Here is a 24,050-nt window from a genome sequence, read left to right on the forward strand (position 1 = left end):
GCTCCTTGCAAGGAGCGTCACCAGCAGCAGAAATATTAACAACGCGCCAGGTCGCATAAAAAAGTATCTCACCAATCCATTACGCCAAAGTAGCCAGAATATTGCTTACATACCACCGTAACATGATACAAAGTCGGATGCGCTAAAAAGTGATTGCTTAATACATGTAACATATATTCTCCTTCAAAATCACAACAAACCCAGTTGATACTGAAACAGCTACAATAAATGCATCCTCGTACAGGACAACACCTAAAGGCTTATTGTGTTTATACTCGATTAGTTCAGCACAATTTATTATCGCAGGTTGTTCCTCAATTGTTGTATAAATACCGAAATGTCCAAAGCGTCTGAGCTTGGTTTTTATAGTCGAAAGTTGTTCGCTCCAGTTTAAGGTTCGCTCTGACGCTTCAGGCTCAGACCAATATATTCCTTTGCCTTGAGGTTTGGCAGTATCTACATACTGTTGCGGGTTCTTTAGAAACTGTTCGAGCAAATCCTGCGCCAGTATGCAGAGTTTCACTTTGAGGGAGTTGAGAGAATCGTTCTGAGTAACATTCAGCTTTTGCTGGAGAAATATGTCTCCGCTGTCGAGCTCAGGAGATATTCTATGTAATGTAATCCCCGCAAAATTGTCGTGAGCCTCTAATAAGAAAGGGAGGGGTGTTGGTCCGCGACCTACCGGTAATAGAGTTGGATGAATATTCACACCCAGCATTTGTGTTGAGACCAGAGGAATTGTATACTGATAGTCAGCACTTAAAAACAGTTCAACGCCGTCTTCATAATGAATCCAAAGCTCTTCTTTTGAAGGCTTGTGCCGCAAAACAGTAATGCCATGTTCTGCACATAATGTCATTGTAAATTCTGAGCAGCTATTGACCTCATTAACATACACAGCTGCAATTTCGTGTCCATTATCAATCAAGTATCTCAGACAATTACGATACTCATCATTCCCCAAGTAGAGTATTTTCATCTTCCAACCTTGTTTTTTCCTAATTCAAGTCGCAATGCACTACCGGTTTTCGCGGAGCAAAGATGTTCATCGATATTTTCAATTGCTTTCCAAACCATCAACCATGTGACACATTGGATGTGTTAAAGACAATAGCCTTTTGATTAAAACCAGAACAGGATCCCAGCAACGTACGGGGTATCCCCCGTTGACAAGCGACTGGAAGGCTGTACCGCTAAAAGTACGGTTCCACTCAACACCGACATAAGCCCCCAACTGGCGTGAAAACGCATAGCGCAATCGTAGTCCGAATGTGGCATCAGACAAGCCGCTATCCGAAACGTTTACGATATCGTCCTATCGCTCCCTAAGAGCGACGATGTCGTTTTTCAGAATGCCGCCTTCCAGAACATCGACCGTGGCGAAATGCTCATCGATGATCCCATCGATTCTGACCTTGCCTACCCACTTGCGAGACCAGTGAGATTCACCTTCCTCGACGACATCCGTTCTAAACACGACGCGGTAGGCGTCCAGTATTTGCCCCACTTCAGCGCCCTTGGGTGCGCCAATGCAGACGATTCTCCGCCCTTCGGAGGCCTGTACAACCTGACCCGCCATGACGTATCGATGGTAAAACGGACTATTGGCACATCCGGCAATCAGCAGCACGGTCGTAACGAGCAACATGTTTCGCAGAAACTGAGTGTTCATTACACCCCTCCATAAAGTCACTGATACAATTCATGTGGCACGCCCATTCCCGTCGAACCCGATTAAGGAGGCCAGCGATAGTGACCGAAAGGCCAGCCTGCATTCGTACCGGTTATTCCTAGTTTAACTAATTTCCTCTGTCAGCCAGATGGCCATAGCATTACAACAATGTAATCTAGGCGCCATCTGGATGTTTGGAATGGACCGTTAGACTGACCATAAAGGACACAGGACAAGACTAAATGAGACTACTGGTCGTCGAAGACGAAATAAAGACAGGCAACTATTTGCAGCAAGGGCTGACCGAGGCCGGATTCCAGGTCAGCCTGGTTCGAAACGGTCTCGATGGCCACCATCTGGCAATGACCGAGTCCTTCGACCTGATCGTGCTGGATGTCATGCTGCCCGACGTGGATGGCTGGCACATTGTGCAGTCGCAGCGGGAGGCAGGACGTCAGACGCCGGTGTTGTTTCTTACCGCTCGTGACAGCGTGGATGATCGTGTCAAAGGATTGGAGCTGGGCGCCGATGATTATCTGGTAAAGCCCTTCGCCTTTGCCGAGTTGCTGGCACGAGTGCGCACCCTGTTGCGCCGAGGCTCGGCACCGCCCCTGTCGGACCAGCTCAGAATAGCGGATCTCACCCTGGATCTGCCGAGACGCAGGGTCGTCCGCGCCGGCCGAAAAATCAATCTCAGCCACAAGGAATTCTGCCTGCTGGAGCTGCTGGTGCGCCGTCAGGGTGAGGTTTTGCCCCGTTCGCTGATCGCCTCGCAGGTATGGGACATGAATTTTGATTCCGACACCAATGTGATCGACGTAGCCATCCGTCGATTGCGCGTCAAAATCGACGAGGACTTCGAGCCCAAGCTGATCCAGACGGTGCGTGGCATGGGTTACAAGCTCGACGTGGAAGCAGATGATGATGACGACTGAGCGGCGTCCACTTTCGCTGACCGCCAGGGTCATGGTCTTTGTCGCATTAGCCATCGGCATCAGCCTGGTGTTGATCGGCAATCTGGTGCTCGGTGCCGTCGAGCGCCATTTCGCCGAACAGGACGCGGACGAGTTGGCCGTGATCCACGAGGCGGTAGCGCAGGCCCTGCAAAGTACGGACGATCCGCTCCGGCTACCGGAGGCGCTTTCCCGCGCGGTGTCGGGACACCATGGCGTTTATTCTCAGGTGTGGAATGATCGTGGCCAGCTGGTGTTCGCTTCGCTGGGGGCTGACTTCGCGCAGGCGATAGCGGCTTTATCCCCCGTTAAACGGATCCATGCCGATAACCTGACGACCTGGCACATTGACGGAAATAGCTATCGGGGGGGCATCACCCGGTTGGTCAACGACCGCCGGGAATATCGCATTGCCACGGCGATCGGCATGGATTTCCATCTGCATTTTCTGCAAGAGTTCCGCCGCAGTCTGTGGCTTATCATGTTGCTCACTGGCGGCGTGACTTTGCTGGCAGCGTGGTTTGGAGTGCATCAGGGACACGCGCCTTTGCGCGGTCTCTCGGACGAGATGCGCAGTATTCAGGCCGACCGATTGCATATTCGACTTGATTCTCGCAACTTGCCCCTGGAGCTACAGGATCTGGCCGCCGCCTTTAATCAGATGATTGGTCGACTGGAAGATAGCTTCACCCGGCTGTCGCATTTCTCCGCGGATATCGCCCACGAACTACGAACCCCGCTGACCAATCTCATCACCCAGACCCAGGTGGCATTGGGCAGGGCGAGAACACTGGACGAATATCGTGAGCTCCTGTACTCCAATCTGGAAGAGCAGGAACGCCTGGCCAAGATGGTTAACGACATGCTCTGGCTGGCCAAGAGCGACCACGGTCTACTCAAACTGGTGCAGGTACCGCTGGATCTGGCTAGTGAGGTCAGGCAACTGTTCGACTTCTTCGAGGCGTTGGCGGAGGAAAAACACATCACCCTGTCTCTGGAGGGGCAGGCACCGGCGGTAAGTGGTGATCGCGCCATGCTGCGCCGGGCCATCTCCAACCTGCTGTCGAACGCCATTCGTTACACCCCGGCAGGCAAATGGATACGGGTTCGGTTGAGTACAACTATCAATGATATGGTGGCGCTGAGCGTGATCAACCCGGGCCTCGAGATCCACGCAGAACACCTGCCAAACGTGTTTGATCGCTTTTACCGCGCCGATCCTTCCAGAGCACGCCAGAGCGAGGGGGCCGGACTCGGGTTGGCCATTGTCCGTTCCATTGTTGAAACTCATGGTGGTCGGGTCGAGGCAAGCTCTGATCAGCACGCCACCAGCTTCACCCTCTATCTGCCCGCCCCGGAAGAGCGAAGAGGCTGAGCATGTCTGTATCCAAGAAAACACGCCAGGGTCAATCGTGGCAAGGTAAAGTGGCCATGGTGCCAGGCCTCATCGCCTTTCGGGGTAAGGCTGGCGATAACAAGCCCCACAAACATTGGGCGCATCAGATGGTTGTGGGTCTGGGCAACCCGGTTGAGGTGCGCGTTGGCCAAGCGTGTTATGCCGGGACGAGTCTGTTGATCCCCGCAGGTACAATCCATCAGTTACAAACTGCCAGGGTGCTCTGCCTCTATGCAGATCCGACCCACAATATTTGTAAAACCCTGCTTCCCCAGGCGATGGCACAAAACATCCCCATTATTAAGCTTGACGGCACACCCGGCATGGAGCAACTCATCCAGTTAAACAGCACAGACGATCTGCAAGCTGCGCTTGAGGATTTTCGGAAAACCTGCACCTGTAGCTTATCTCGCCAGGATAATCGGTTCCAACCGGTGGTTGAAGTGTTACGATCCGAGTTAATGCATGGACGGGAACCTTCACGCACTGTTTTGGCTGAACTTGCCCACCTCTCATCGAGCCGATTCTCCCACTGGTTCAGCGAGCAAGCCGGCTTGCCGTTCAGAAGCTATAAGAAATGGCTAAAGCTTCTGCTGGCATTCGAACTCAGCCAAAGCCTGTCACTCACAGATGCTGCGATGACGGCAGGTTTTTCCGATCAAGCACATTTCTGTCGTGCCGCGATGGAAGCGTTTGGCGTCAACTCTACAACAATTAAACAGCTCCTTTCGGAAAAATAGCTCTTTCGTTCAATGGTGAATGACCTGCTAAGTACAAAATAAGCTCTCAATGAATTTAGTGGAGTTTTTGCAATGAGTACAAGTCGATGGTTGATCAAGTTATTTTATCTGCCTTTTTTTCTGCTGGCTGGTAATGGCATTGCTATTTATCTTGTAGGATCAGGATACGCTGATGCGTGGTTGGCTTTATTGCTATCGGGGTTTGTGGGTCTGTCGTTCATTTGCGAAAAGATTGTTCCCTATGACCCCACGTTCAATCTATCCCAACAGGATCAAGGCACAGATTTTATTCATGCCATCGTTAACGAATCGCTCAATATACTTGGGCTTTTGATGCTTCCGCTGGTTGGTCAGGCGTTTTCGCTGTTAGATCTTTGGCCATCCAGCCTGCCACTACCGTTGCAACTGGTCGTGGCGATCTTGATTGCCGACATGGGTATTACCCTGGCTCATTTCGCCAGCCACCGCTTCCATAGCCTGTGGAAACTGCATGCCGTCCATCACAGCGCAAAGCGCTTGTATGGTTTTAATGGTCTGATGAAGCATCCACTGCACCAGTTAATCGAAACCATAGCGGGAACCATGCCGCTGCTTTTGATGGGTGTGCCTCACAACATCATGCTGTTGCTGGTGGTGGCGGTAGTACTCCAGCTACTTTTGCAACACTCCAACGTGGCGTATTTTTCAGGGCCGCTAAAGCATATTCTGGCCATTAACAGCGTGCACCGATTTCATCACCTGAACACAGCCAAGGAAGGCGATGTGAATTTTGGTCTGTTTACCACTCTGACGGACAGGCTTTTGGGAACAGCCTACTTTGACTCTTCCCGAAAAATTGCCATAAAAGATCTTGGTATTTCCTCGGAGCCCGATTATCCAAAGCATTATGTGGGTCAGTTGCTCCAGCCTTTTCAGTTTTCAGCGACAGAACAGTAACATCCGGTTCGATTAAGTCGGTCGGGTTCGACACCTGAAGGATCCCCACGAATTTAAGCATGTAAATGATCTCCGTAAGAAGCGGTTATTTGCCTGAATTCGTGGATGCCGTTTCGCCAGTCCCTGCTCCTGAGAGTATCCAGCTTTCGTCCTATCATCCTGAGCGCCAGATAGGCATAACTCAGCACAGCTCTGTGTTTGGTGGTATTAGCCTGAAACTGCCGGTGAAGCCCTGCGCTTACGCCTGATAAACCTATAAATATCAATAATGTATGCGCCAATGTTCCTATCATAATTAATACGGCCAAGCGCTGCGGACATTTACATCCTTGCCATTCGAGACTCAAACCATAACGGGCTGATTTGTTGTCGCGGAAGCTTTCTTCTATTTGCATGCGGGAGCGATAGGCAGAGATAACCTGTTGTATAGATTTAAGATCATCAAGGTTAAGGCTGGTTGCTAACAGCCAGGGTTCTCTTGCACTGCGCGATGAGTCGCGACTGTGGCTGTCGAGGCACTTTTCACCGAGTTTGGTCAGCTTAGTCCGGCCTTTGAGTGCCTTTTTATACAGAACTAACTGAACAGCAAAGCCATTTTTCAGCCTGAGTGTGCTATTGATAAAGGTCTTGGGTTGTTTGCTGGCTTTTTTAAATAAGTCCTGACAATTCAGCCAGCCATGTTCAGTGGTATGGCACTTGGAATTGCCACGGATACGGGCAACGAAGTCCCAACCTTGTTGCTGGATCAGTTGAAACCAGGGCACTTTAAAGCCGGAATCAGTGACAATTATGGGTTTGCAATGTGCAGGCAACATGTCTTTAAACAGCTCAATAAAGCGTTGATGTTCTTCTGGTTTTTCCTTTCGATTCAGCGGATACACCTGTTCGTACAAAGTTAAGGCCCGGCCTTTGAAAGCCAGAGAAGCACGAAGCAGATAATTGCCACGGCTTGCATCCAAATCTGACCAATCGACGTGTATCACTGGCCTTGGCAAATGACTAATAAGAAGCCGGATTAAGGCGGCATAGACCAGGGGACGCTCGATTTGCATCCAGCGGTTGGATAACAAGCGGTCGGCGCGTTTAATCCGGTGTTTTTCTTTGGTCTTTCCGGCAATACCCCGGCCAATGCCGGTGACGGTAAGTGTTTGGTTTTCTATGCAACTTTGTACAGCAGAGCGCAAAGATTCCCTTCGGACCTTGTGAGATATGGGCGTGACGTTCCGGATAAAACTAGCTAAGATGCGACTAACATTCATGGCGTTTTGGTTCTCTAATTTGTTTGGCGATGAATCAGATCACCAAGCACCATGAATGTTCCTTCTTAGCTCATCTTTTTGTTTTCAATCGATATTTTGTGGGGATGCCTCAGGTTCGACACCCTTGGGATGGTCTGGGAGGTTGTGTGACCAACCAACGGTGTTCGCAGTGGCGAATGGTTTCGACATTGACACCTGCAGCGTTGGCCAACTGGCCAATGGTGAAGTTCCTGTTCATGACCAGAGCGTTCCCAGTGATACGGCATAGAGATTGTCACCAAAAGCGGTAGTTTGATCCCCATCGTAGAGCAGGATGCCGATTTGGAGGCGATCGCCAGCGATGCTTTGAAAACGTTTCAGACCGGAAAAATCCTTGGCACTCAACGTTGCCGCTGCCTTAGCCTCAATGGCGAAAAAGTCGCCCCCGGCGTTTTTTCATGTTTCATTGAAATAAACCCCGGAGATAGTTAGACTTCCATCGTTTGGCAACCGTCAGGCCTATTTAAAATTAACGGCGGTGGAGACTGGGATTGTGCTCGGGAAAGGTATCGGCACCGGAATGATAATTGATTATTGCCTTACATCAAGGTAAGTGCGATACATGAAACTGCCTACCCGCGGCTAAAGTCGGCGTATTCCGAGCGGGAATTAGCGGAGATTTACACACCCACTCCTGATGAGCTGGCTTTTGTTTGTAGAACACGCCGGACGGTTTAAGTATGTAAGCCATCAACGTTCCAGCCCAATAATGGCTGTCGCTAATGCTGTAAGCCCCAGCACTAATCCTCCCACGACCATTTCAATGACAATCGACTTTCGTAATCGATAGACAATATCAGCCGTTGGTAAACGAGGTACAAGCACTAGCTTGTTTAATGCGCCAAGTCCAAGCAATAAAGTTACAGCAAACAGTTTGGCGAGCATGGTTTGTCCATAACTATCCTGAAACAGCAAACGAAAATCATCCAATAAAAACAACAACATGAATAGCCCAGCAATGAGCAATGCAGGGATAAAAAAGAGCGCAATTTTACCAAATTTAAGCATGATGCGACGCATCAGTTCCAAATCTGCGATCGTTGTCACTTTCCACAACGGCAAGAGAGACCCCAGCCACATGCCAATTGCTACAACATGTATTAAAAGAGACAGATGCACATACCAGTGAGAGTCAACAAGATGGCCTGCAAACCAAAAAGAGAGCACAACAAGAAAAGTTCCTGAGGTGACCAATTGCAGACATGTCGAGTTTTTTATTTTATCCAGCGCCCCAACAAAACAGCCCAAAAAGCCAATAAAGGCCAGACCCCATGACCACCCTAACGTACTATCGAGAAGCATTGTTAAGGTGTCCGAGTCTGACAAACTGCTAATACTCAGTCCTCCAAACATAAACAGCTGACTTAAGCATGAAATCACAATACTAATCATGCCAATCAACGAGCCCCAACGGATATAGCAACGTAGCCACTCCACAATACCCGTGTGGTTTTCGCTCAAGCCTCGAAGAAACAAACCTCCTATTACAGCGGCAGTTGCTGCATAGAACATAACTCGTGCTAGCCAAGAAGATATTTCGATGATGTCCACTCTAAGATCCTAAAGAGGGAGCATAGCTCCCTCGGTTGTTACAAAAATTAATTTGACCAATGGATGTGGGTGATTAACCACGCATCGTCTTGCTTTTGCAATGTGATGGTTTCCATCCCTTCGCGATCAACAATTTTTCCTTTGTAGGTTCCATTCACCTTGGAACGTGATAAAGACACAGCACTGCTTCCTGATACGGTTACATGGTGCTCAAGCGTTTTCACCGACATTTCTTTGAGGTATGCCATATCTGCTGACATATGATGTTGTTCATACTCAGCTTCAGAACGCTCAACACCACCACCTTCAAAAATAATCACATTGTCAGCTAACAATCGTTTTACAGTGGCCTTGTCTCCATCTTTCAATGCTTTATGAAACTGTAAAACGGCTTTAGCAGCGTCAAGCTCCATTCCTGTCAATAAGACCGGTTTGTCATCTTGTGCAGCAACGTGAGCCGTTGCACTGGCCGTTGGCTCCACGACAAACCGGAAGTTCCCATCAATTTTATGTCCGTCATCTCCCATTGCCATCCACCCCACGCTATAAGAGGTGTTTGGTAATGGTGTTCCGACTCCAATGTCAAACCGGGATTGTTTCGTTGAAGACCGTGCAAAATCAGTGGGGATAGTATTCCCGGCGGCGTCAGTCAGCGTAAAAGTCATCAAGCGGATTGAAGCACCAAATACAACGCTGATCTGACGTACATCCGGAACAACTTGTCCATCAGCCGGTACTGAAGATTTCAGACTGGTATGGGCGAACGCTGTCGCTGAGAACAACCCGACACATACTATCGTGAATAGTATGAGCTGACGTTGTATGTTGAGAAGAGTAAGCATCTAGTGAATTCCTTAGTGACCTTTGTGTTGCATTTTTTCAAGAGAAGTCACAACGAGAGCCGTGCCCTTTTTCTCTGCTTTGAACTGCACCATATCGCCTTCACTTAAACCGTTGAATAGTGTTTTGTCCTCGATTTGGAACACCATCGTCATCCCTGGCATTCCAAGATTTTTTATCGCCTCGTGTTTCAGGGTAATTTTTCCATTGTCCAGATCGAGCTTGCGGATAGTCGCCATCGTCATTTGCGATGCTTCGGCTGTAACCTCAGCCTGATGTGCATCATGTGCATGCTCTTCTTGTGCAATGACAGGAACAGTTGTTGTTGCCATAAAAGCCAGAGCTAAAAGTTTTAAATTGATAGTTTTCATAAATCACCTTTATTGGTTAGTTGTGGCCACTGTGGGCTTTTGGTTTGCGAACTTTCATTTCTACGGTACTTTGAGGGGTTTGCTTCAAAGGCATCAGGTTTCCGCCCTGCTCTTTCGAACGAGTAGGTTGGCCGACGTCTCCAGTCCATTCTCTGGCAACGGTTCCTTCCGGGTGTTTGAACCAACCCGGATCTTTGTAATCATTGGGAGCTTGATCTTCACGCACTTTAAGTACGCTAAACATGCCTCCCATTTCAACCGAACCAAAAGGTCCATCTCCTGTCATCATTGGCAATGTATTGTCTGGTAAAGGCATTGTCATTTCGGCCATATCAGCCATGCCGCGTTCACCCATCACCATATAATCGGGTACCAGAGTATGGATTTTTTTGCTGAGTCCGCTGTGGTCAACACCAATCATCGTGGGGATGTCATGACCCATAGCATTCATGGTGTGATGAGACTTGTGGCAATGAAATGCCCAGTCGCCCACTTCATCAGCAAGGAATTCAATCTGACGCATTTGTCCAACCGCAATATCAGTCGTGACCTCAGGCCAGCGGCTGCCTGGTGGGGTTGGACCGCCATCTGTGCCCGTGACCGTGAACTCATGTCCGTGAACATGAATTGGATGGTTGGTCATCGTCAGATTGCCAACCCGGATCCGTACGTTGTCATTTTTACGAACAACCAGAGGATCGATACCTGGGAATGTCCGGCTGTTCCACGTCCACAAATTGAAATCCAACATCGTCATTATTTTTGGCGTGTAGCTACCAGGTTCGATGTCATACGCATTCAGCAAAAACACGAAGTCTCTGTCCACTTCAGCGATGTGAGGATGAGCTTCTTTTGGGTGCGTGATCCAAAATCCCATCATTCCCATCGCCATTTGTACCATTTCATCTGCATGCGGGTGATACATGAAGGTGCCTGGGCGACGCGCAACAAATTCATAGACGAAGGTTTTTCCTGATGGAATGGCAGGCTGATTTAATCCAGCGACGCCATCCATGCCATTTGGCAGCCTTTGGCCATGCCAGTGTATGGAGGTATGCTCAGGTAACTTGTTCGTCACAAAAATACGGACTCGGTCTCCTTCAACGACTTCAATTGTCGGGCCAGGAGACTGACCGTTATAGCCCCACAAGTGGGCTTTCATCCCTGGAGCCAACTCCCGCACCACAGGCTCAGCAACCAAATGAAACTCTTTAACCCCATTGTTCATCCGCCACGGCAAAGTCCAGCCATTCAGTGTAACAACAGGATTGTAGGGTCTTCCATTTGCTGGCATCAACGGTGGCATGGTATCCGGAGATGTTTGACTAACGACTTCAGGTACACCAGCCAGCGCCGAGCGACTGACAGCGGCAACACCGACACCTGCGGCAATAACTCCCAGGCTTTTGATTAAATCACGACGAGAATACATAAAATCTCCTTAATGGCCTGCAGATTCGGCTTTAGCGGCTGGTTTTGTTTGTTCGGCATCTCCAACGACGACAGGAGCACCAATTAATGCCAGATCCAACTGGGATTTAGCCACCCAAAAGTCTTTAGCTGCATTGACATATCCAGTGACTGCTGAGATTTGATTTCGTGCATCAGCAACGAGCTCAAATACGCTGATAAACATACCGTTATAACGCAGCTGATTTTCCTCTGCGATTTGTTGTTGAATAGGCAGCACATTGCTTTTGTAATGGGACGCAAGGTCATACATTGATCTGTAAATTAAATATCTTTCTCTGATCTCTGAGCGGGCATTTACCCCGGTAGCTGTAGCTTCATTAAATGCTTGCCAGTACTCTGCCTCTACCTTCCTGACGCGATAGTTCCCCCAGTCAAAAATAGGTAGTTCCAGAGATGCACTGTAACTACGTTCACTACTGTCTTTCGTATTGCCACCGGCTTCAAAATCGAACGCATTAATAAAACGAGTAGCTTTGGTTAGCCCAGCGTTAGCTGCGATCATCTGTAGCTTCATTTTTGCCAGTTTTACATCCAATCGTTGTTCCAATGCGTTTGCTTCGAGTTCAGCAACTTGTCTGATTTCTGTTGGCAGTTCAGGTAAGCGTTCAGGGAGCTGGATTTTTTGAATGTTGCTCCACAAACCTAACAAACGATTCAGTTGTTCGGTGCTTGAGTACACAGCTTGCCGCGCTGTGACTAAATTTAAGGTTGCCTCACTGAGCTGTCCTTGCTCTCGCAAGTAATCTAACTTGCTGAAGTTGCCTACTGCTGTCATCCGATTGGCTAATTCAGCACTGGCCTGGGTTGTTGTATGCACTTTTTCGATGTAACTAAGTACCTCTCGAGCTGCGACAGCATTCCAGTAGGCAATTTTTGTTTCGTTGATTATGCTCGCTATTTCCTGCGCAGTACTCAGTCGTTCCTGCTGAAATCGCTGAGTTTCGATCGAACGGACTTTGGGCAACGTTAAAACCGATAACAGATTGATGCCAAACTCCAGCTCGGTTGAATACGAGCCATCTGAAGTGCTGCGTGTGAGCTTTATGCCAGGATTTGGCAGTTGGGTAGCCTGCTGCAATTCAACAGCGGAAATGCCTAAACTATGGAGCGCTGCTTGTATCGACTTGTTATTGAGTGTCGCAATTTCAACTGCAGAGTCTAAAGTCAGAGGCTGCAGCAATAGAGCATTTACCCGCTGATCGACACTTCGTTGTTGCTCATTGTCTTGAATCAGCATTAAAGGTGTAGGCGCTATGCTGGCAATTTCCTTTTGAATTACATCAACGCTATTTCCTGGATCAACCGCACAGCCTGACAGGATAAACACGATGCTTATGGCTAAGAACGATGCTTTTGGCGACGGAAGACTTACTGTATTGGCTCTGTATGTATGCACTCGCATTACTTGTGCCCCTCATGGTTTTCCGACACCGGCTTATGGTGAGTTTTATGTGGGTCCTCGCCATCTGAAGCGGCTTCTGTGGCATAGAACATCCACCCACCTATTTCTCCGACACGCTGATTTGTCTCTTTCCAGGGGGAAACCGCTGGGGCTTTGACTTGAATTACATTGACCGGAACATAGGTGATGGTCAGGCCCTGTGCATCAGATCGTAATGACTCAGGCATAGGAAGCTCTGCAGCCTCCAGACTTGATAACGGCAATAATGCAGATAGCACGAACAGAGTTGAGTGTTTTCCCCAACACTTAAATCGTTTACTTTTCATACAAAAGATCTCTTCAAACTGAAATTAAAACAGCTTAGCCGAACAGCCAACAATGGTGATCAAAGTTGCAGATAAATGACTCGGCTAATGTCGTTAGTCGTGAAGATTAAGCAAATTTAGGTGGTCGTTCCTGAGTCGGAATAATGGCGCTGGAATGGAAGTAAGTGTATTGAAGAACTTTGTCATGAGTATCACTGACTGATACTTCGGGGGTGACAGGAAAGGCAGCACAGTGGATATTACAGCAGTCATCACATGCCTGACAACCACTGGTCAAATCCATATCAATCGGTGAATTTGTATCCGAAACCGGTGAAACATTCGCATGTCCATGCTCGGCCATCATGTCTTGATGATGTGTCGTCATACTTGCTTCAACGTTGGTAGGAACCGTCTGGCAATGCACCATAGCATAAAGCCCCGTCCCCTTAAGAAGAAACAGACTTAACAATGCAATGATAACCCAAGTTTGACGAAGCATGAAAATACTCTAGGGTGATTCCGTATTAATATAAAGCTGTTTGCATAAAAGTTCAACCTAACTTCACCCACTTCGTTTAAATGTGAACAAAATGGGCTATGGTTCTTGCCATCAAAATCGCTGCGTCGCCATGCCTGAACAGAGTAATAGCATAGTAGCGTCTATGTAGCTGTCAGAGGATATTAATGTAAAATGTGATATTGCAAAGGAGCTAAAAAACCAGCCTCTGATTTAATCTGAGGCTGGAAGCTACTATCATTGGGAGTTATGTGTCTTAGACTTTTACATTCGTTCCTCGACGAGGCCGATACATCAGGTAATAAGCTGCTGGGATCACAAACATGGACAGCAGCGGCGCAGAAATCATTCCGCCGACCATAGGGGCCGCTATGCGTTGCATAATCTCACTGCCAGTACCTGCGCCCCATAGAATGGGTAAAAGACCAGCCAGGATCACCGCAACTGCCATGGCTTTGGGCCGTACACGTAACACTGCCCCTTCACGAATGGCGTCCAACAAATCAGCTTCACTGGTTTGATTTTGGTCGGTTCGTGCACGCCACGCCTGTTTGAGGTAAAGCAGCATGATCACACCGAATTCGGCAGCAACACCGGCGAGGGCGATAAAACCTACCACGCTGGCAACAGACAGATTGTGGCCAAGACCAAACAACAACCAGATCCCGCCGACCAGTGCAAAGGGCAAGGTTGCCATCAATAGCAAAGTCTCAGCAAAATGCTTAAAGGTCAGGTAAAGCAGGATAAAAATGATCAGCAAAGTGAAGGGCACAACCAGCTTTAGCTTCTCTGTGGCTCGTTCAAGAAATTCGAATTGTCCTGACCAGGACACCGAGTAACCTGGTGGTAATTTGACCTGCTCAGCTACAGCCTGCTGCATCTCCAGCACTGCACTGCCCAGGTCGCGACCTCGCAGATCCACATACACAAAGCCTGCCAAACGGGCGTTCTCACTTCGCAGCATAGGTGGCCCATCCTCGATACGAATGTCTGCTACATCACTAAGTATCAGCTGCTGCCCTTTGGGTGTAACAATAGGCAAACTGCGTAACAGCGCTAGTGAATCCCGGACCTCACGTGGGTAAGGAAGGTTGATGGGGTAACGCTGCAGCCCTTCAATAGTTTCGCCAATGTTCATCCCGCCCACAGCACTGGCGACAATCAACTGGACGTCAGCGATATTCAGTCCATAACGAGCCGCCCGCTCGCGCTGGATATCGATATCAACATAACGTCCTCCGGTCAAACGCTCTGCAAAAGCGCTGGTTACTCCGGGTATCTGTTTAACCTTTTGCTCAATCTCTTTTGTCAGTTGATTTATCACCGAAAGATCGCTGCCCAACACCTTCACCCCTACCGGACTTTTGATACCAGTTGCCAGCATATCGATACGGTTACGGATCGGAGGGATCCAGATATTTGTCAGGCCCGGCACCCGCACTGTTCTGTCCAGTTCTTCAATGATTTTTTCCGCCGTCATCCCTGAACGCCATTCGCTTTTGGGTTTAAACTGAATGGTGGTTTCAAACATAACCAGCGGTGCTGGATCCGTTGCAGTATCTGCTCTGCCCGCTTTTCCGTATACACTGGCAACTTCGGGTACTGTTTTGATCAGACGGTCGGTTTGCTGCAGTAACTGTGCAGCTTTACTGACGGACAGGCCAGGAAGTGCCGTTGGCATATACAGCAGATCACCTTCGTCAAGAGGCGGCATAAACTCAGTGCCAAGATGTTGCAATGGCCATAAGCTGGCCACAAAAACCAAAAAGGCAAATACAATGGTGCTCCAGGGAAAACGCAATACCACATTGAGTAAAGGGCGGTAAGCAGCGATTAAGCGGATTCTTTTGCTCAGCAGGGATCCGGCCGCGGATCAGGTAGCCCATTAGTACGGGGATCAAAGTGACCGCCAGACCAGCACTGGCTGCCATAGCATAGGTTTTGGTAAAGGCCAGCGGCGAAAACAGCCGTCCTTCTTGTGCCTCTAATGTAAAAACCGGCACAAATGACAGCGTAATGATCAGCAGAGAAAAAAACAGCGCAGGACCTACCTCGGCAGCTGCATCGGCGATCACCCGCCAACGAGTTTCGCCGTGCAGCAACTCCCCAGGATGATCCTGATGCCATTTCTCCAGATGTTTATGAGCGTTTTCAATCATTACCACAGCAGCGTCAACCATAGCACCTATGGCAATGGCAATGCCGCCCAATGACATAATGTTGGCATTGACCCCCTGCCAATGCATCACAATAAATGCGGCCAGAATACCCAAAGGCAAAGAGACAATAGCCACCAAAGCTGAGCGGAGATGGAATAAAAACAGCGCACAAACGACAGCAACAACAGCAAACTCCTCAAGCAGTTTGAAGCTAAGATTCTCAATGGCTCTTTCTATCAGTCCGGAGCGGTCATAAGTCGGCACTATATCCACACCGGTCGGCAGACTCTTCTTCAACGTCGTCAATTTTGTTTTGACCGCCGCTATGGTGGCTAAGGCGTTCTCACCGGAGCGCATAATAATCACGCCCCCAACGGCTTCGCCCTCACCGTCCAGCTCGCCTATCCCCCTGCGCATCTCTGGCCCTATCTGAACATGGGCAACGTCACCCAGCAAAACCGATACTCCTGCATCCGTTGTTGTCAGTGGAATAGCACGAAAGTCGTCCAATGTTTGCAGGTAGCCTGAGGCTCGTACCATAAACTCGGCCTCGCCCATTTCCAGTACCGATCCACCGGATTCCTGATTAGCACGGCGAATGGCCTCGATCACTTGCTCTACAGGAATACGATAAGCAGCAAGTTTGTCCGGGTTCAGCACCACTTGATACTGCCGTACCATACCGCCGATGGTGGCGACTTCAGCCACTCCCGATATTGTCTTTAATTCAAACTTGAGAAACCAGTCTTGCAAGCTGCGCAGCTGGGCCAGATCCTGCTGACCAGAGCGGTCGATTAATGCGTACTGGTAAATCCAGCCCACCCCTGTCGCATCAGGACCAAGCGCTGAGCTGGCGCCCGGAGGTAGCCGGGATTGCGCCTGATTGAGGTATTCAAGTACCCGCCAACGAGCCCAATAGAGATCAGTCCCATCTTCGAACAACACATACACATAACTGTCGCCAAAAAACGAATAACCACGCACCACCCGCGCCCCAGGCACTGACAACATAGTGGTCGTCATCGGATAGGTGATCTGATTTTCAATCAGCTGAGGTGCTTGCCCTGGCCAACTGGTACGAACGATCACCTGAGTGTCCGACAGATCTGGCAAAGCATCCAGCGGCGTCCGAAGTAAAGAGATGACACCCCATGCAGCTATTAGCAAGGTGGCAAGCAAAACCAGAATGCGGTTGGTGATAGACCAGTGGATCAAACGGGCAATCATTGCTCACCTCCGTTCGCCTTGTTGTGTTCTGGTTGCCATTGGATGATCAGTGGCGCTTCGTCCTCCGGCAAAAGAAACTCAATCTGTATCTTGCTACCCACCTCAGGTTTAATGGATGAGTGATCAGGAGCCAGCCTGAAGTCCATCGTCATGCCAGGCCATTTTAATGCCGGTATTTCCGGATGCGTCAGCGTAAGAGCTTCATCGGACACTGCTTCCACTAATGCAGATGTGTGGTAGCTTTGAGCCGCTGGTTTTACTGAATCTTGTTTATTGCCTGAAGACCAACGGCCTTCAACACCTTTTAAGTTGGCTTCAGAGTCTATAAGGAACTGGCCGGAAAGCACAATTTTTTGCCCTTGCTTTAATCCTGACAAAATTTCAGTCTGACCATTTTGTTCGTGACCAATACGCACTTCGAACGGACGAAAGGCCTTATTTTCAACCCCAATAACAAGGGTTCGTTGACCGGTACGTACCGGCGCCTCTGACGGCACAACCAACGCAGTGCGGGCTGGTCCACCGCTGAGTTTCATCTGGACAAACATGCCTGGCACCAACAATTCGTGCGGGTTATCCAACACCATCCGGGCTTTACGTGTGCGAGTCGTTGGATTGATCTCAGGCAATAAGGCTTGCACCTGACCACGGAACACTTCTGCTGGTAACGCAGCAGTGTGTGCCTCAACTTCTGAGCCAACCCTCACCTGAGCGGTCAGACTTTCCGGTATTTCGGCCTCAACCCAGAGACTCGAAAGACTATTGATGCGCATAAGCGGCGTCCCCATAACTACTGTGGATCCGTCACGAACCATCAATTCCATGATAACGCCACTTGCCGGAGCGCTAAGCGTGATACGGGCATGAACCTGTCTTGTCCTTTCTACAAGGCTGATCTGAGTTTCGGTCATACCAGCCTGACGCATGCGCTGCCGGGCAGCTTGAGTAAGCATCTCCACCCCTTCTGTTTTCAAAGCCAGGGTGGTCAGGTAATCCTCCTGCGCTGCTATCCAGTCCGGTACATAGAGCTCCAGCAATGACTGCCCCTTACGAACCGGATCTAATGCTGTGCGGACATGTAGCTTCTCCACAAAGCCGGTTGCACGAGCCTGCACCACAAATTGACTACGGTCATTCCACACCACTGTACCCACAGCTGATAGTTCAGGAGACCATTGAGCCTGCATCACTTCACCTGTCCGCACGCCCAGATTCTGCTGAATACGCGAACTGACGGAGACTGTACTGTTGTCTGAGCTTTCGGCTCCGGCGTAGGTCGGTACTAACATCATATCCATAAAGGGAGATTTTCCCGGCGCCTCAAACTTGTTCCCCGGAACCATAGGATCGTGGTAATAGAGAATTTTTCGCTCTGTAACGGGATCTATATCTCCGGCCATGAGGCCTGCTTCAATATGGCGCTTCGAGGCCACCTCACCTTCAGAAATCCCCCAGCTTGAGGGGTCAACGACTTGAGTTGTTCTTTTAGTTTCTGCAGACCTGGCACTTAATGCATGTGCCTCTCCATTGCTGAAACCTAATTGATAGAAACTTAGTCCCCCAGCCATGAGTCCGGCGGTCACAAGACCTATGAGCAGGATAGTTTTGCTATTCATGGCAAAGTCTCCTCAGCTAAGTGATTAGACGGATGGTATGAGTTGGTTGGTTTGCTGTAGTCGCGGGGAATAAGAAATTCCAGTTCAGCCCACCAGGCAGCCGTCTGTTTTTCAAGACCTAGCTTGTCCAGCTGGGTGTCGATCAGCATTCGCTGAGCTTCAAGTACTTCTGCCAAAGATGCCTTGCCGCCACGAAATGCAGCAATTAAAGCGTCAACGCGCTGGGATGCCAACGGGATCAACCTCGTGTTGTAGTTCTCCAGGCGGGTCAGGTTGCTGCGCCAGTTGACAAGGAGTCTTTGAGTCTCAAAAAGGTGCTCACGCCGCAATTCTTCGCGTTCAAAACGCACCTGTTCAACTTGCGCAAGTCTGGCTGCAACTTCTCTGTCTTGCTTGTTCGCCTGATCCCACTGCAGAGGGATGGACACGCCAAGCGATACCATATCGCCAAACTGACTGCCTCTCTTGCTGTACATAAGAGACCAGCTCCAATCAGCATCTTTTTCCAGCTCTGCCAGGTCAACATCCGCCAGCGCAATACGCTCACGGGCATTCAGCACGGCGACATCCGGATGCAAATTAATATCATCTGCTAACTGGTGTGCTACAAGACGAGTACTGTCAATGCGGGGAGGGGGGGCAAGTGGGTCTGAAGCCGCGTCACCAATCCAACGTTGCAAAAGTGCCTCAATAATGCTGAGTTCCGCCCTCGCCTCCAGCATTCGGTTATCGATTTGTGCTACTGCAGAATGCGCAGCCAGGACATCTACCTGACTATGACGACCGGCACTATAGGAGGATTCGATAGCCTCACTCACCCCTTTGGCTTCGTCACGCTGACGTTGCAACAGTTCGAGCCTTTGCTCTTGGTAATAGCGGTCGAACCAGGCCTTGGCTGTTTGGGTGAGTAGCCATGCTTTAAGTAATGATTGCTCAGAGGATGCCGCCTCAGCTCCGCGTTCATAACGAACACTGCGCGCCTGACGTTTATCAGCTGCTGTAAACGTCTGCATCAGGCTGACTGAACGCATGGTCATAAAATTATCAGTCAGACTGTAGCTCATGGCTCCTTCGACAGGCAGATTGTCTACAGACAAGCGAAGCACAGGATCAGGCAGGCGAGATGTGGAAACGGCCATCTCACGCGCAGCTCGTTTCACTGAATCCTGAGCCTGAAGTGTTGCAGAACGGCTTTCAGCAAGCTCCAAAGCAGCTTGTAAAGTCAGTGCTGTTGCAGATGATTGCGCTGCTGCAACATTGGTAAAACAAAGCAACAAGCAAGCACTGATAACGCTGACTCTTATACACAAGTAGCGTCCTGAACGGAACCTTTCCCGTTTTCTAGGATCTGATCTTCTATGTGACTCCCAACATAGTAACGATCATGATAACTTCTGCTCTTCATCGTGCGGCCGACTGGGCTAAATCTGTGTTCTCTTCGGCGGCGCTGGGTGATCCTCGCCGTACTGCCCGCTTGGTTAACGTTGCCGCTCAATTGGCAAAATATTCTGGTAAATCAATAACCATCTCATCAGAGGGTAGTGAAGCCCTGCAGGAAGGCGCTTACCGATTTATCCGTAATCCCAACGTCTATCTGGACAAGGGAAAACGCAAGCGCAAAGAGAAAGCAGGTAGCTTGCAGTGGGCTTACATGGCGATAGCCAGACTGGGCGGTTTTATGGACAGCAAGCGAACCGGAATTGCCAGCTGGGGCGCCCTCTGGGAAGGTTGGGAAGCCCTGCAAAGTAAACTGGATGGCTTTCTTGCAGCCAAAGATCTGATGGCGCAGGGGATCAAGATCTGATCAAGAGACAGCAGCAAGACTCAGTTCGCCTTTCAATCCTGCAAGACTTAACCCGGTATCCGGAAAAGTGAGTCCCCATAATGGCATTGATTATTCCATGCCCATGAACACGAAAATAGTCAGCGTCATCGACGGAAAAATCACCCGGGCCGAATACAACAGTACCATGGGATATTTTGTTGAAGTAACGGGAAAAGCCGGTGTTAAAACTCGCTATCTCCACCTCAATAAAATACTCGTTACTAAAGGGGCCAGGGTTACACGGGGAGGTGCTATTGCGTTATCCGGTAACAGCGGACGTTCATCCGGTCCTCATCTGCATTACGAGCTGGTCATCAATAACAACCCTGTTAACTCTCTGGCGTTCCGGGCAGCGGCACCCGCTGATAACAAACTCGAACAGCATGCCTTTGCGCATGCCAGAGACTACGAACGATACCTGGACTGATAACGGGACCGCGACGCGGCCCCGTCTGCCGGATTAATTTTTTTTATCGTTTTCACTTCCGTGATGTTGATGATCTCCATGCCCTCCGTGGCCGTGGAAAAGATGCATTAGCGGGCAGACCAGCAATAAGAGATATGGCCAGTAACCTGCCACATGTGACCAGTGTTCGCGCAGGAGGGCAAATGCCGCGATCGCGGCGACAGCAATAAGCGCATAGGTGGTACTTTTCATACTGGACTCCTTCTGTTCGTAACTGACCCTTCACTCAGTGTTATTTCCCGAGCCTGACACTTTTCAGACGCAACGCATTCACAATGACGCTGACGGAGGAAAGAGCCATGGCCGCCGCCGCAATAACTGGCGACAGCAGTATTCCATACACAGGATAAAGCAGACCTGCAGCCACAGGCACGCCAAGTGCGTTGTAGATAAATGCAAAAAACAGATTCTGTCGGATATTTTTCATGGTGATCTCTGACAGATGACGGGCCCTGTTCAGTATCATCAAGTCGCCTTTGAGAAGGGTGACTCCGGCACTTTCAATTGCCACATCTGTACCCGTTCCCATAGCTATGCCCACGTCAGCCGCTGCCAGCGCCGGGGCATCATTTACACCGTCCCCCGCCATCGCAACCACATGACCAGACGCTTTCAGTCGGGTTATCACTGCTTTTTTGCCGTCAGGCAGAACCCCGGCTTCAACCTCATCTATTCCCAGTTTCCGTGCGACTGCTTCAGCAGTAAGCTGGTTATCCCCGGTGAGCATAACAATGCGGATCCCCGCCTGACGCAAAGCTTTAAGCGCATCCGGCGTGGTTGCTTTCACGGGATCCGAGATAGCTATCAGGCCTGCAAGGTACCCATCTGTGGCCACATAGATAACGGTAGCGCCTTCCATCCGCAACGTATCCGCAACGGCCTTTTGATTATCAATAACGATACTGTTTTCCTGCATAGCCAGTTCATTACCAATAACAACCCGTTGACCTTCAACATCGCCTGAAACACCTTTCCCCGACGGAGCATTGAAATCACTGACTGCGGGTATCATGATCCCCCTGTGCTGGGCTGCCCGGACTACAGCCATACCCAGCGGATGCTGCGAGCCTTTTTCCACTGCGGCCGCTACACGTAAAAGAGATGCTTCCCCACCCAGATTGAGACTGATAATCCCAGTCACCGTAGGCGAACCTTCCGTGAGCGTGCCTGTTTTGTCGACAACCAGCGTGTCCACTTTTTCAAGACGCTCAAGGGCTTCGGCATTCCTGATTAACACCCCGGCCTGGGCTCCTTTGCCTACCCCCACCATTATCGACATCGGTGTGGCCAGCCCCAGTGCACAGGGGCAGGCAATAATCAGGACCGACACAGCCGCAATCAGACCGTGCGCCATCCTGGGCTCGGGCCCCCAGACAGACCAGATCACGAAAGCAACAACCGCGATAAGTATCACCAGAGGAACAAACCAGCCTGAAACGCTGTCAGCCATTCTCTGGATGGGGGCACGCGAACGCTGTGCATCAGCGACCATCTGAACAATTCGTGAGAGCATCGTTTCATCACCGACTTTCTCTGCACGGATGATAAGACTACCTGTCTGATTAATCGTCCCCCCAATGACAGGGTCACTCTTCGTTTTGGTAACCGGCATAGACTCCCCGGTCACCATCGATTCATCAACGGTTGTTTTGCCTTCGATCACGATACCGTCGACCGGAATACTCTCTCCAGGTCTGATGCGGAGCTTATCGCCAGGCAGGACATCTTCCGCATTAATATCCGTTTCATGACCGTCATGATCCAGCCGTCTGGCGGTTTTGGGGGCAAGGTTCAGAAGCGCAGTAATGGCGCCTGAGGTTTGTTCCCGTGCCCGCAGCTCAAGAACCTGTCCCAGCAGAACAAGCACCGTAATAACTGCTGCGGCTTCAAAATAAACGGCCACCAGGCCATCCATGTTTCTGAACGATGCAGGAAACCAGGAGGGGAAGACGGTTGCAATGACGCTGTAAACCCAGGCTACGCCGGTCCCCATTGCAACAAGGGTAAACATATTCAGGGAGCGGTTACGTAACGACATTCCGGCTCGGGCGAAGAATGGCCAGCCACACCACAACACGACAGGGGAGGCCAGAAGCAGCTGCAGCCATGTGTTGTACTGTGGCGGTACTGTATTCCTCAAGTCGGGAAACAGATGAGATCCCATTTCGAGTACCAGAACCGGAAACGCCAGCAACAACCCCAGCCAGAAGCGTCTTGTCATGTCGTGAAGTTCATCACTCGGCCCCGTGGATGCCGTAGCTACGAGCGGCTCCAGTGCCATTCCACAGACAGGACAGCTTCCGGGACCACTGCGGCGTATCTCCGGGTGCATCGGACATGTCCACACACCTTCAGAATTCTCTTTTTCCGCCTGGTGGTGAGGCTGTTTTATCTGATCAGGGCTGACTTCGTGATGATCGTGGTGATGGTGATGGGAATGTTCACTGGCATCTTCGGTAAGATAACGATCGGGATGGGCTTTAAATTTACTCTCACAGCTGGCGGAGCAGAAATAAAGTTGATGGTCCTGGTATCGAATGCTGCTGTGCGCCCTGTCGGGCAGGATGGCCATCCCGCACACGGGATCTCTCACCTTATGCAATACGTGGCCCTCGTCCGGGGATAATGTCTGCTCAGAAGCAGTCTGGTTGTTGTGTTGCACTGCATTTTCATTTTTCACAGTAACTCTCCTTATGCATACCGAAGCATCTTCTGTCTTCAGGGTATGTAATGGATGCGATTATCACGAATATCGCCGGCACAGGAGTGCCTGCTACCGGCGTCCCGTTATCAGCCGTTCCGCTGACTATTCGATTCGCTGAAAGACTTTTTTACTTCCATCCGGTGAGAATGCGATAACATCGTAAGCCTCTTTTCGGGCTCCCATCTCCATTCCAGGACTTCCTGCTGGCATACCGGGGGTGGCGAGACCGTATATACCCGAACCAGACTGCATTGCCTTATGTATCGTTGTCGCAGGCACATGGCCTTCAATGATCAAATTACCGGCAACCGCGGTATGACAACTTCGTAGTCCTGCAGGAATAGCATGCTTTTCTTTCAGGGCTGACAGCGCCTGATCATTCATGACGTGAGTTCGTACTTCAAACCCGTCTTTTTCCATCGCTTTGCCCCACAGGGAACAACAGCCACAGTTTTCAGATTTGTACATATCAATCACTTTTTCACTCGCCATCGCGGGTAGTGAAAGGCCGAGAGCCAGCGCCATTAGAACCACTTTTTTCATACTCACCTCTGTATATTATCGATATAAACCCTGACGTCAGGGTGAATCAGTAA

General features: G+C 49.9%; 21 protein-coding genes and 2 pseudogenes. 6 read left to right on the forward strand and 17 right to left on the reverse strand.

Annotated elements, in window-relative coordinates; genetic code table 11:
* Positions 1–157 precede the first annotated feature (157 nt).
* The 3 genes from ABNT34_RS06080 to ABNT34_RS06090 all read right to left on the reverse strand — a co-directional run bounded on the left by ABNT34_RS06080 (position 158) and on the right by ABNT34_RS06090 (position 1,672).
* Entirely contained in the window at positions 158–979 is an 822-nt protein-coding gene (locus ABNT34_RS06080) for a formyltransferase family protein (RefSeq protein ID WP_348729764.1), read from the reverse strand.
* Positions 980–1,057: 78 nt separating this feature from the next.
* Complete coding sequence (locus ABNT34_RS06085; RefSeq protein WP_348729766.1) at positions 1,058–1,285, reverse strand: copper resistance protein B; 228 nt, start codon at positions 1,283–1,285, stop codon at positions 1,058–1,060.
* Between the two features lie 30 nt (positions 1,286–1,315).
* The gene (locus ABNT34_RS06090; protein WP_296296597.1) at positions 1,316–1,672 is read right to left on the reverse strand and encodes a hypothetical protein; all 357 of its coding nucleotides are present in this window, start codon (positions 1,670–1,672) and stop codon (positions 1,316–1,318) included.
* A 242-nt stretch (positions 1,673–1,914) separates the two neighbouring features.
* Here ABNT34_RS06090 and ABNT34_RS06095 point away from each other — a divergent pair, with 242 nt between their 5' ends.
* From ABNT34_RS06095 to ABNT34_RS06110, 4 genes are all read left to right on the forward strand, one after another.
* The gene (locus ABNT34_RS06095; protein ID WP_348729768.1) at positions 1,915–2,607 is read left to right on the forward strand and encodes a heavy metal response regulator transcription factor; all 693 of its coding nucleotides are present in this window, start codon (positions 1,915–1,917) and stop codon (positions 2,605–2,607) included.
* On the forward strand, positions 2,594–4,000 hold the full coding sequence (locus ABNT34_RS06100) for a heavy metal sensor histidine kinase (protein WP_348729770.1): 1,407 nt from the start codon (positions 2,594–2,596) through the stop codon (positions 3,998–4,000). Before ABNT34_RS06095 ends, ABNT34_RS06100 begins: the two co-directional genes overlap by 14 nt.
* Positions 4,001–4,002: 2 nt before the next feature.
* A complete protein-coding gene (locus tag ABNT34_RS06105; RefSeq protein WP_348729772.1) occupies positions 4,003–4,761 on the forward strand; it encodes a helix-turn-helix domain-containing protein in 759 nt (252 codons plus the stop codon).
* A 72-nt stretch (positions 4,762–4,833) separates the two neighbouring features.
* Positions 4,834–5,697: a sterol desaturase family protein gene (locus ABNT34_RS06110; protein ID WP_296296603.1), complete on the forward strand. Its 864-nt coding sequence runs from the start codon at positions 4,834–4,836 to the stop codon at positions 5,695–5,697.
* Positions 5,698–5,750: 53 nt separating this feature from the next.
* Here ABNT34_RS06110 and ABNT34_RS06115 read toward each other — a convergent pair whose 3' ends face one another.
* The 11 genes and pseudogenes from ABNT34_RS06115 to ABNT34_RS06165 all read right to left on the reverse strand — a co-directional run bounded on the left by ABNT34_RS06115 (position 5,751) and on the right by ABNT34_RS06165 (position 19,769).
* Complete coding sequence (locus tag ABNT34_RS06115) at positions 5,751–6,881, reverse strand: IS4 family transposase (protein ID WP_348729775.1); 1,131 nt, start codon at positions 6,879–6,881, stop codon at positions 5,751–5,753.
* Positions 6,882–7,685: 804 nt separating this feature from the next.
* The gene (locus ABNT34_RS06120) at positions 7,686–8,546 is read right to left on the reverse strand and encodes a CopD family protein (protein ID WP_348729777.1); all 861 of its coding nucleotides are present in this window, start codon (positions 8,544–8,546) and stop codon (positions 7,686–7,688) included.
* 47 nt (positions 8,547–8,593) lie between these two features.
* Positions 8,594–9,388 (reverse strand): copper resistance protein CopC, encoded by a 795-nt coding sequence (locus ABNT34_RS06125; protein ID WP_348729779.1) that lies wholly within the window; start codon positions 9,386–9,388, stop codon positions 8,594–8,596.
* Positions 9,389–9,400: 12 nt separating this feature from the next.
* Positions 9,401–9,757 carry a copper-binding protein gene (locus ABNT34_RS06130; RefSeq protein WP_348729781.1) on the reverse strand — a complete coding sequence of 119 codons (357 nt, stop codon included), beginning with the start codon at positions 9,755–9,757 and terminating at the stop codon, positions 9,401–9,403.
* Between the two features lie 16 nt (positions 9,758–9,773).
* A complete protein-coding gene (locus ABNT34_RS06135) occupies positions 9,774–11,189 on the reverse strand; it encodes a copper oxidase (RefSeq protein WP_348729783.1) in 1,416 nt (471 codons plus the stop codon).
* 9 nt (positions 11,190–11,198) lie between these two features.
* Entirely contained in the window at positions 11,199–12,632 is a 1,434-nt protein-coding gene (locus ABNT34_RS06140) for a TolC family protein (protein ID WP_348729785.1), read from the reverse strand.
* Entirely contained in the window at positions 12,632–12,958 is a 327-nt protein-coding gene (locus tag ABNT34_RS06145) for a hypothetical protein (protein ID WP_296296617.1), read from the reverse strand. Before ABNT34_RS06145 ends, ABNT34_RS06140 begins: the two co-directional genes overlap by 1 nt.
* A gap of 106 nt (positions 12,959–13,064) precedes the next feature.
* On the reverse strand, positions 13,065–13,439 hold the full coding sequence (locus ABNT34_RS06150) for a hypothetical protein (RefSeq protein ID WP_348729787.1): 375 nt from the start codon (positions 13,437–13,439) through the stop codon (positions 13,065–13,067).
* Between the two features lie 274 nt (positions 13,440–13,713).
* Positions 13,714–16,843 (reverse strand): annotated as a pseudogene (locus tag ABNT34_RS06155) (efflux RND transporter permease subunit).
* On the reverse strand, positions 16,840–18,459 hold the full coding sequence (locus ABNT34_RS06160; protein ID WP_296296622.1) for an efflux RND transporter periplasmic adaptor subunit: 1,620 nt from the start codon (positions 18,457–18,459) through the stop codon (positions 16,840–16,842). The pseudogene ABNT34_RS06155 and the gene ABNT34_RS06160 overlap by 4 nt, the downstream one beginning before the upstream one ends.
* Positions 18,456–19,769, reverse strand: coding sequence for a TolC family protein (locus ABNT34_RS06165; RefSeq protein WP_348729789.1), 1,314 nt, complete (start codon positions 19,767–19,769; stop codon positions 18,456–18,458). Before ABNT34_RS06165 ends, ABNT34_RS06160 begins: the two co-directional genes overlap by 4 nt.
* A gap of 74 nt (positions 19,770–19,843) precedes the next feature.
* Here ABNT34_RS06165 and ABNT34_RS06170 point away from each other — a divergent pair, with 74 nt between their 5' ends.
* The gene (locus tag ABNT34_RS06170; RefSeq protein ID WP_348729791.1) at positions 19,844–20,263 is read left to right on the forward strand and encodes a transposase DNA-binding-containing protein; all 420 of its coding nucleotides are present in this window, start codon (positions 19,844–19,846) and stop codon (positions 20,261–20,263) included.
* Between the two features lie 7 nt (positions 20,264–20,270).
* Positions 20,271–20,711 (forward strand): annotated as a pseudogene (locus ABNT34_RS06175) (peptidoglycan DD-metalloendopeptidase family protein); the annotation flags it as partial.
* A 33-nt stretch (positions 20,712–20,744) separates the two neighbouring features.
* Here ABNT34_RS06175 and ABNT34_RS06180 read toward each other — a convergent pair.
* The 3 genes from ABNT34_RS06180 to ABNT34_RS06190 form a co-directional block, all read right to left on the reverse strand.
* Positions 20,745–20,942 (reverse strand): DUF2933 domain-containing protein, encoded by a 198-nt coding sequence (locus ABNT34_RS06180; protein ID WP_000843494.1) that lies wholly within the window; start codon positions 20,940–20,942, stop codon positions 20,745–20,747.
* Positions 20,943–20,982: 40 nt separating this feature from the next.
* Entirely contained in the window at positions 20,983–23,472 is a 2,490-nt protein-coding gene (gene silP / locus ABNT34_RS06185) for an Ag(+)-translocating P-type ATPase SilP (RefSeq protein ID WP_348729890.1), read from the reverse strand.
* Positions 23,473–23,556: 84 nt separating this feature from the next.
* Positions 23,557–23,997: a DUF411 domain-containing protein gene (locus tag ABNT34_RS06190; RefSeq protein WP_000758228.1), complete on the reverse strand. Its 441-nt coding sequence runs from the start codon at positions 23,995–23,997 to the stop codon at positions 23,557–23,559.
* Positions 23,998–24,050 lie beyond the last annotated feature (53 nt).

Source organism: Rheinheimera texasensis, from assembly GCF_964031785.1.
Lineage (GTDB): Bacteria > Pseudomonadota > Gammaproteobacteria > Enterobacterales > Alteromonadaceae > Pararheinheimera > Pararheinheimera texasensis_A.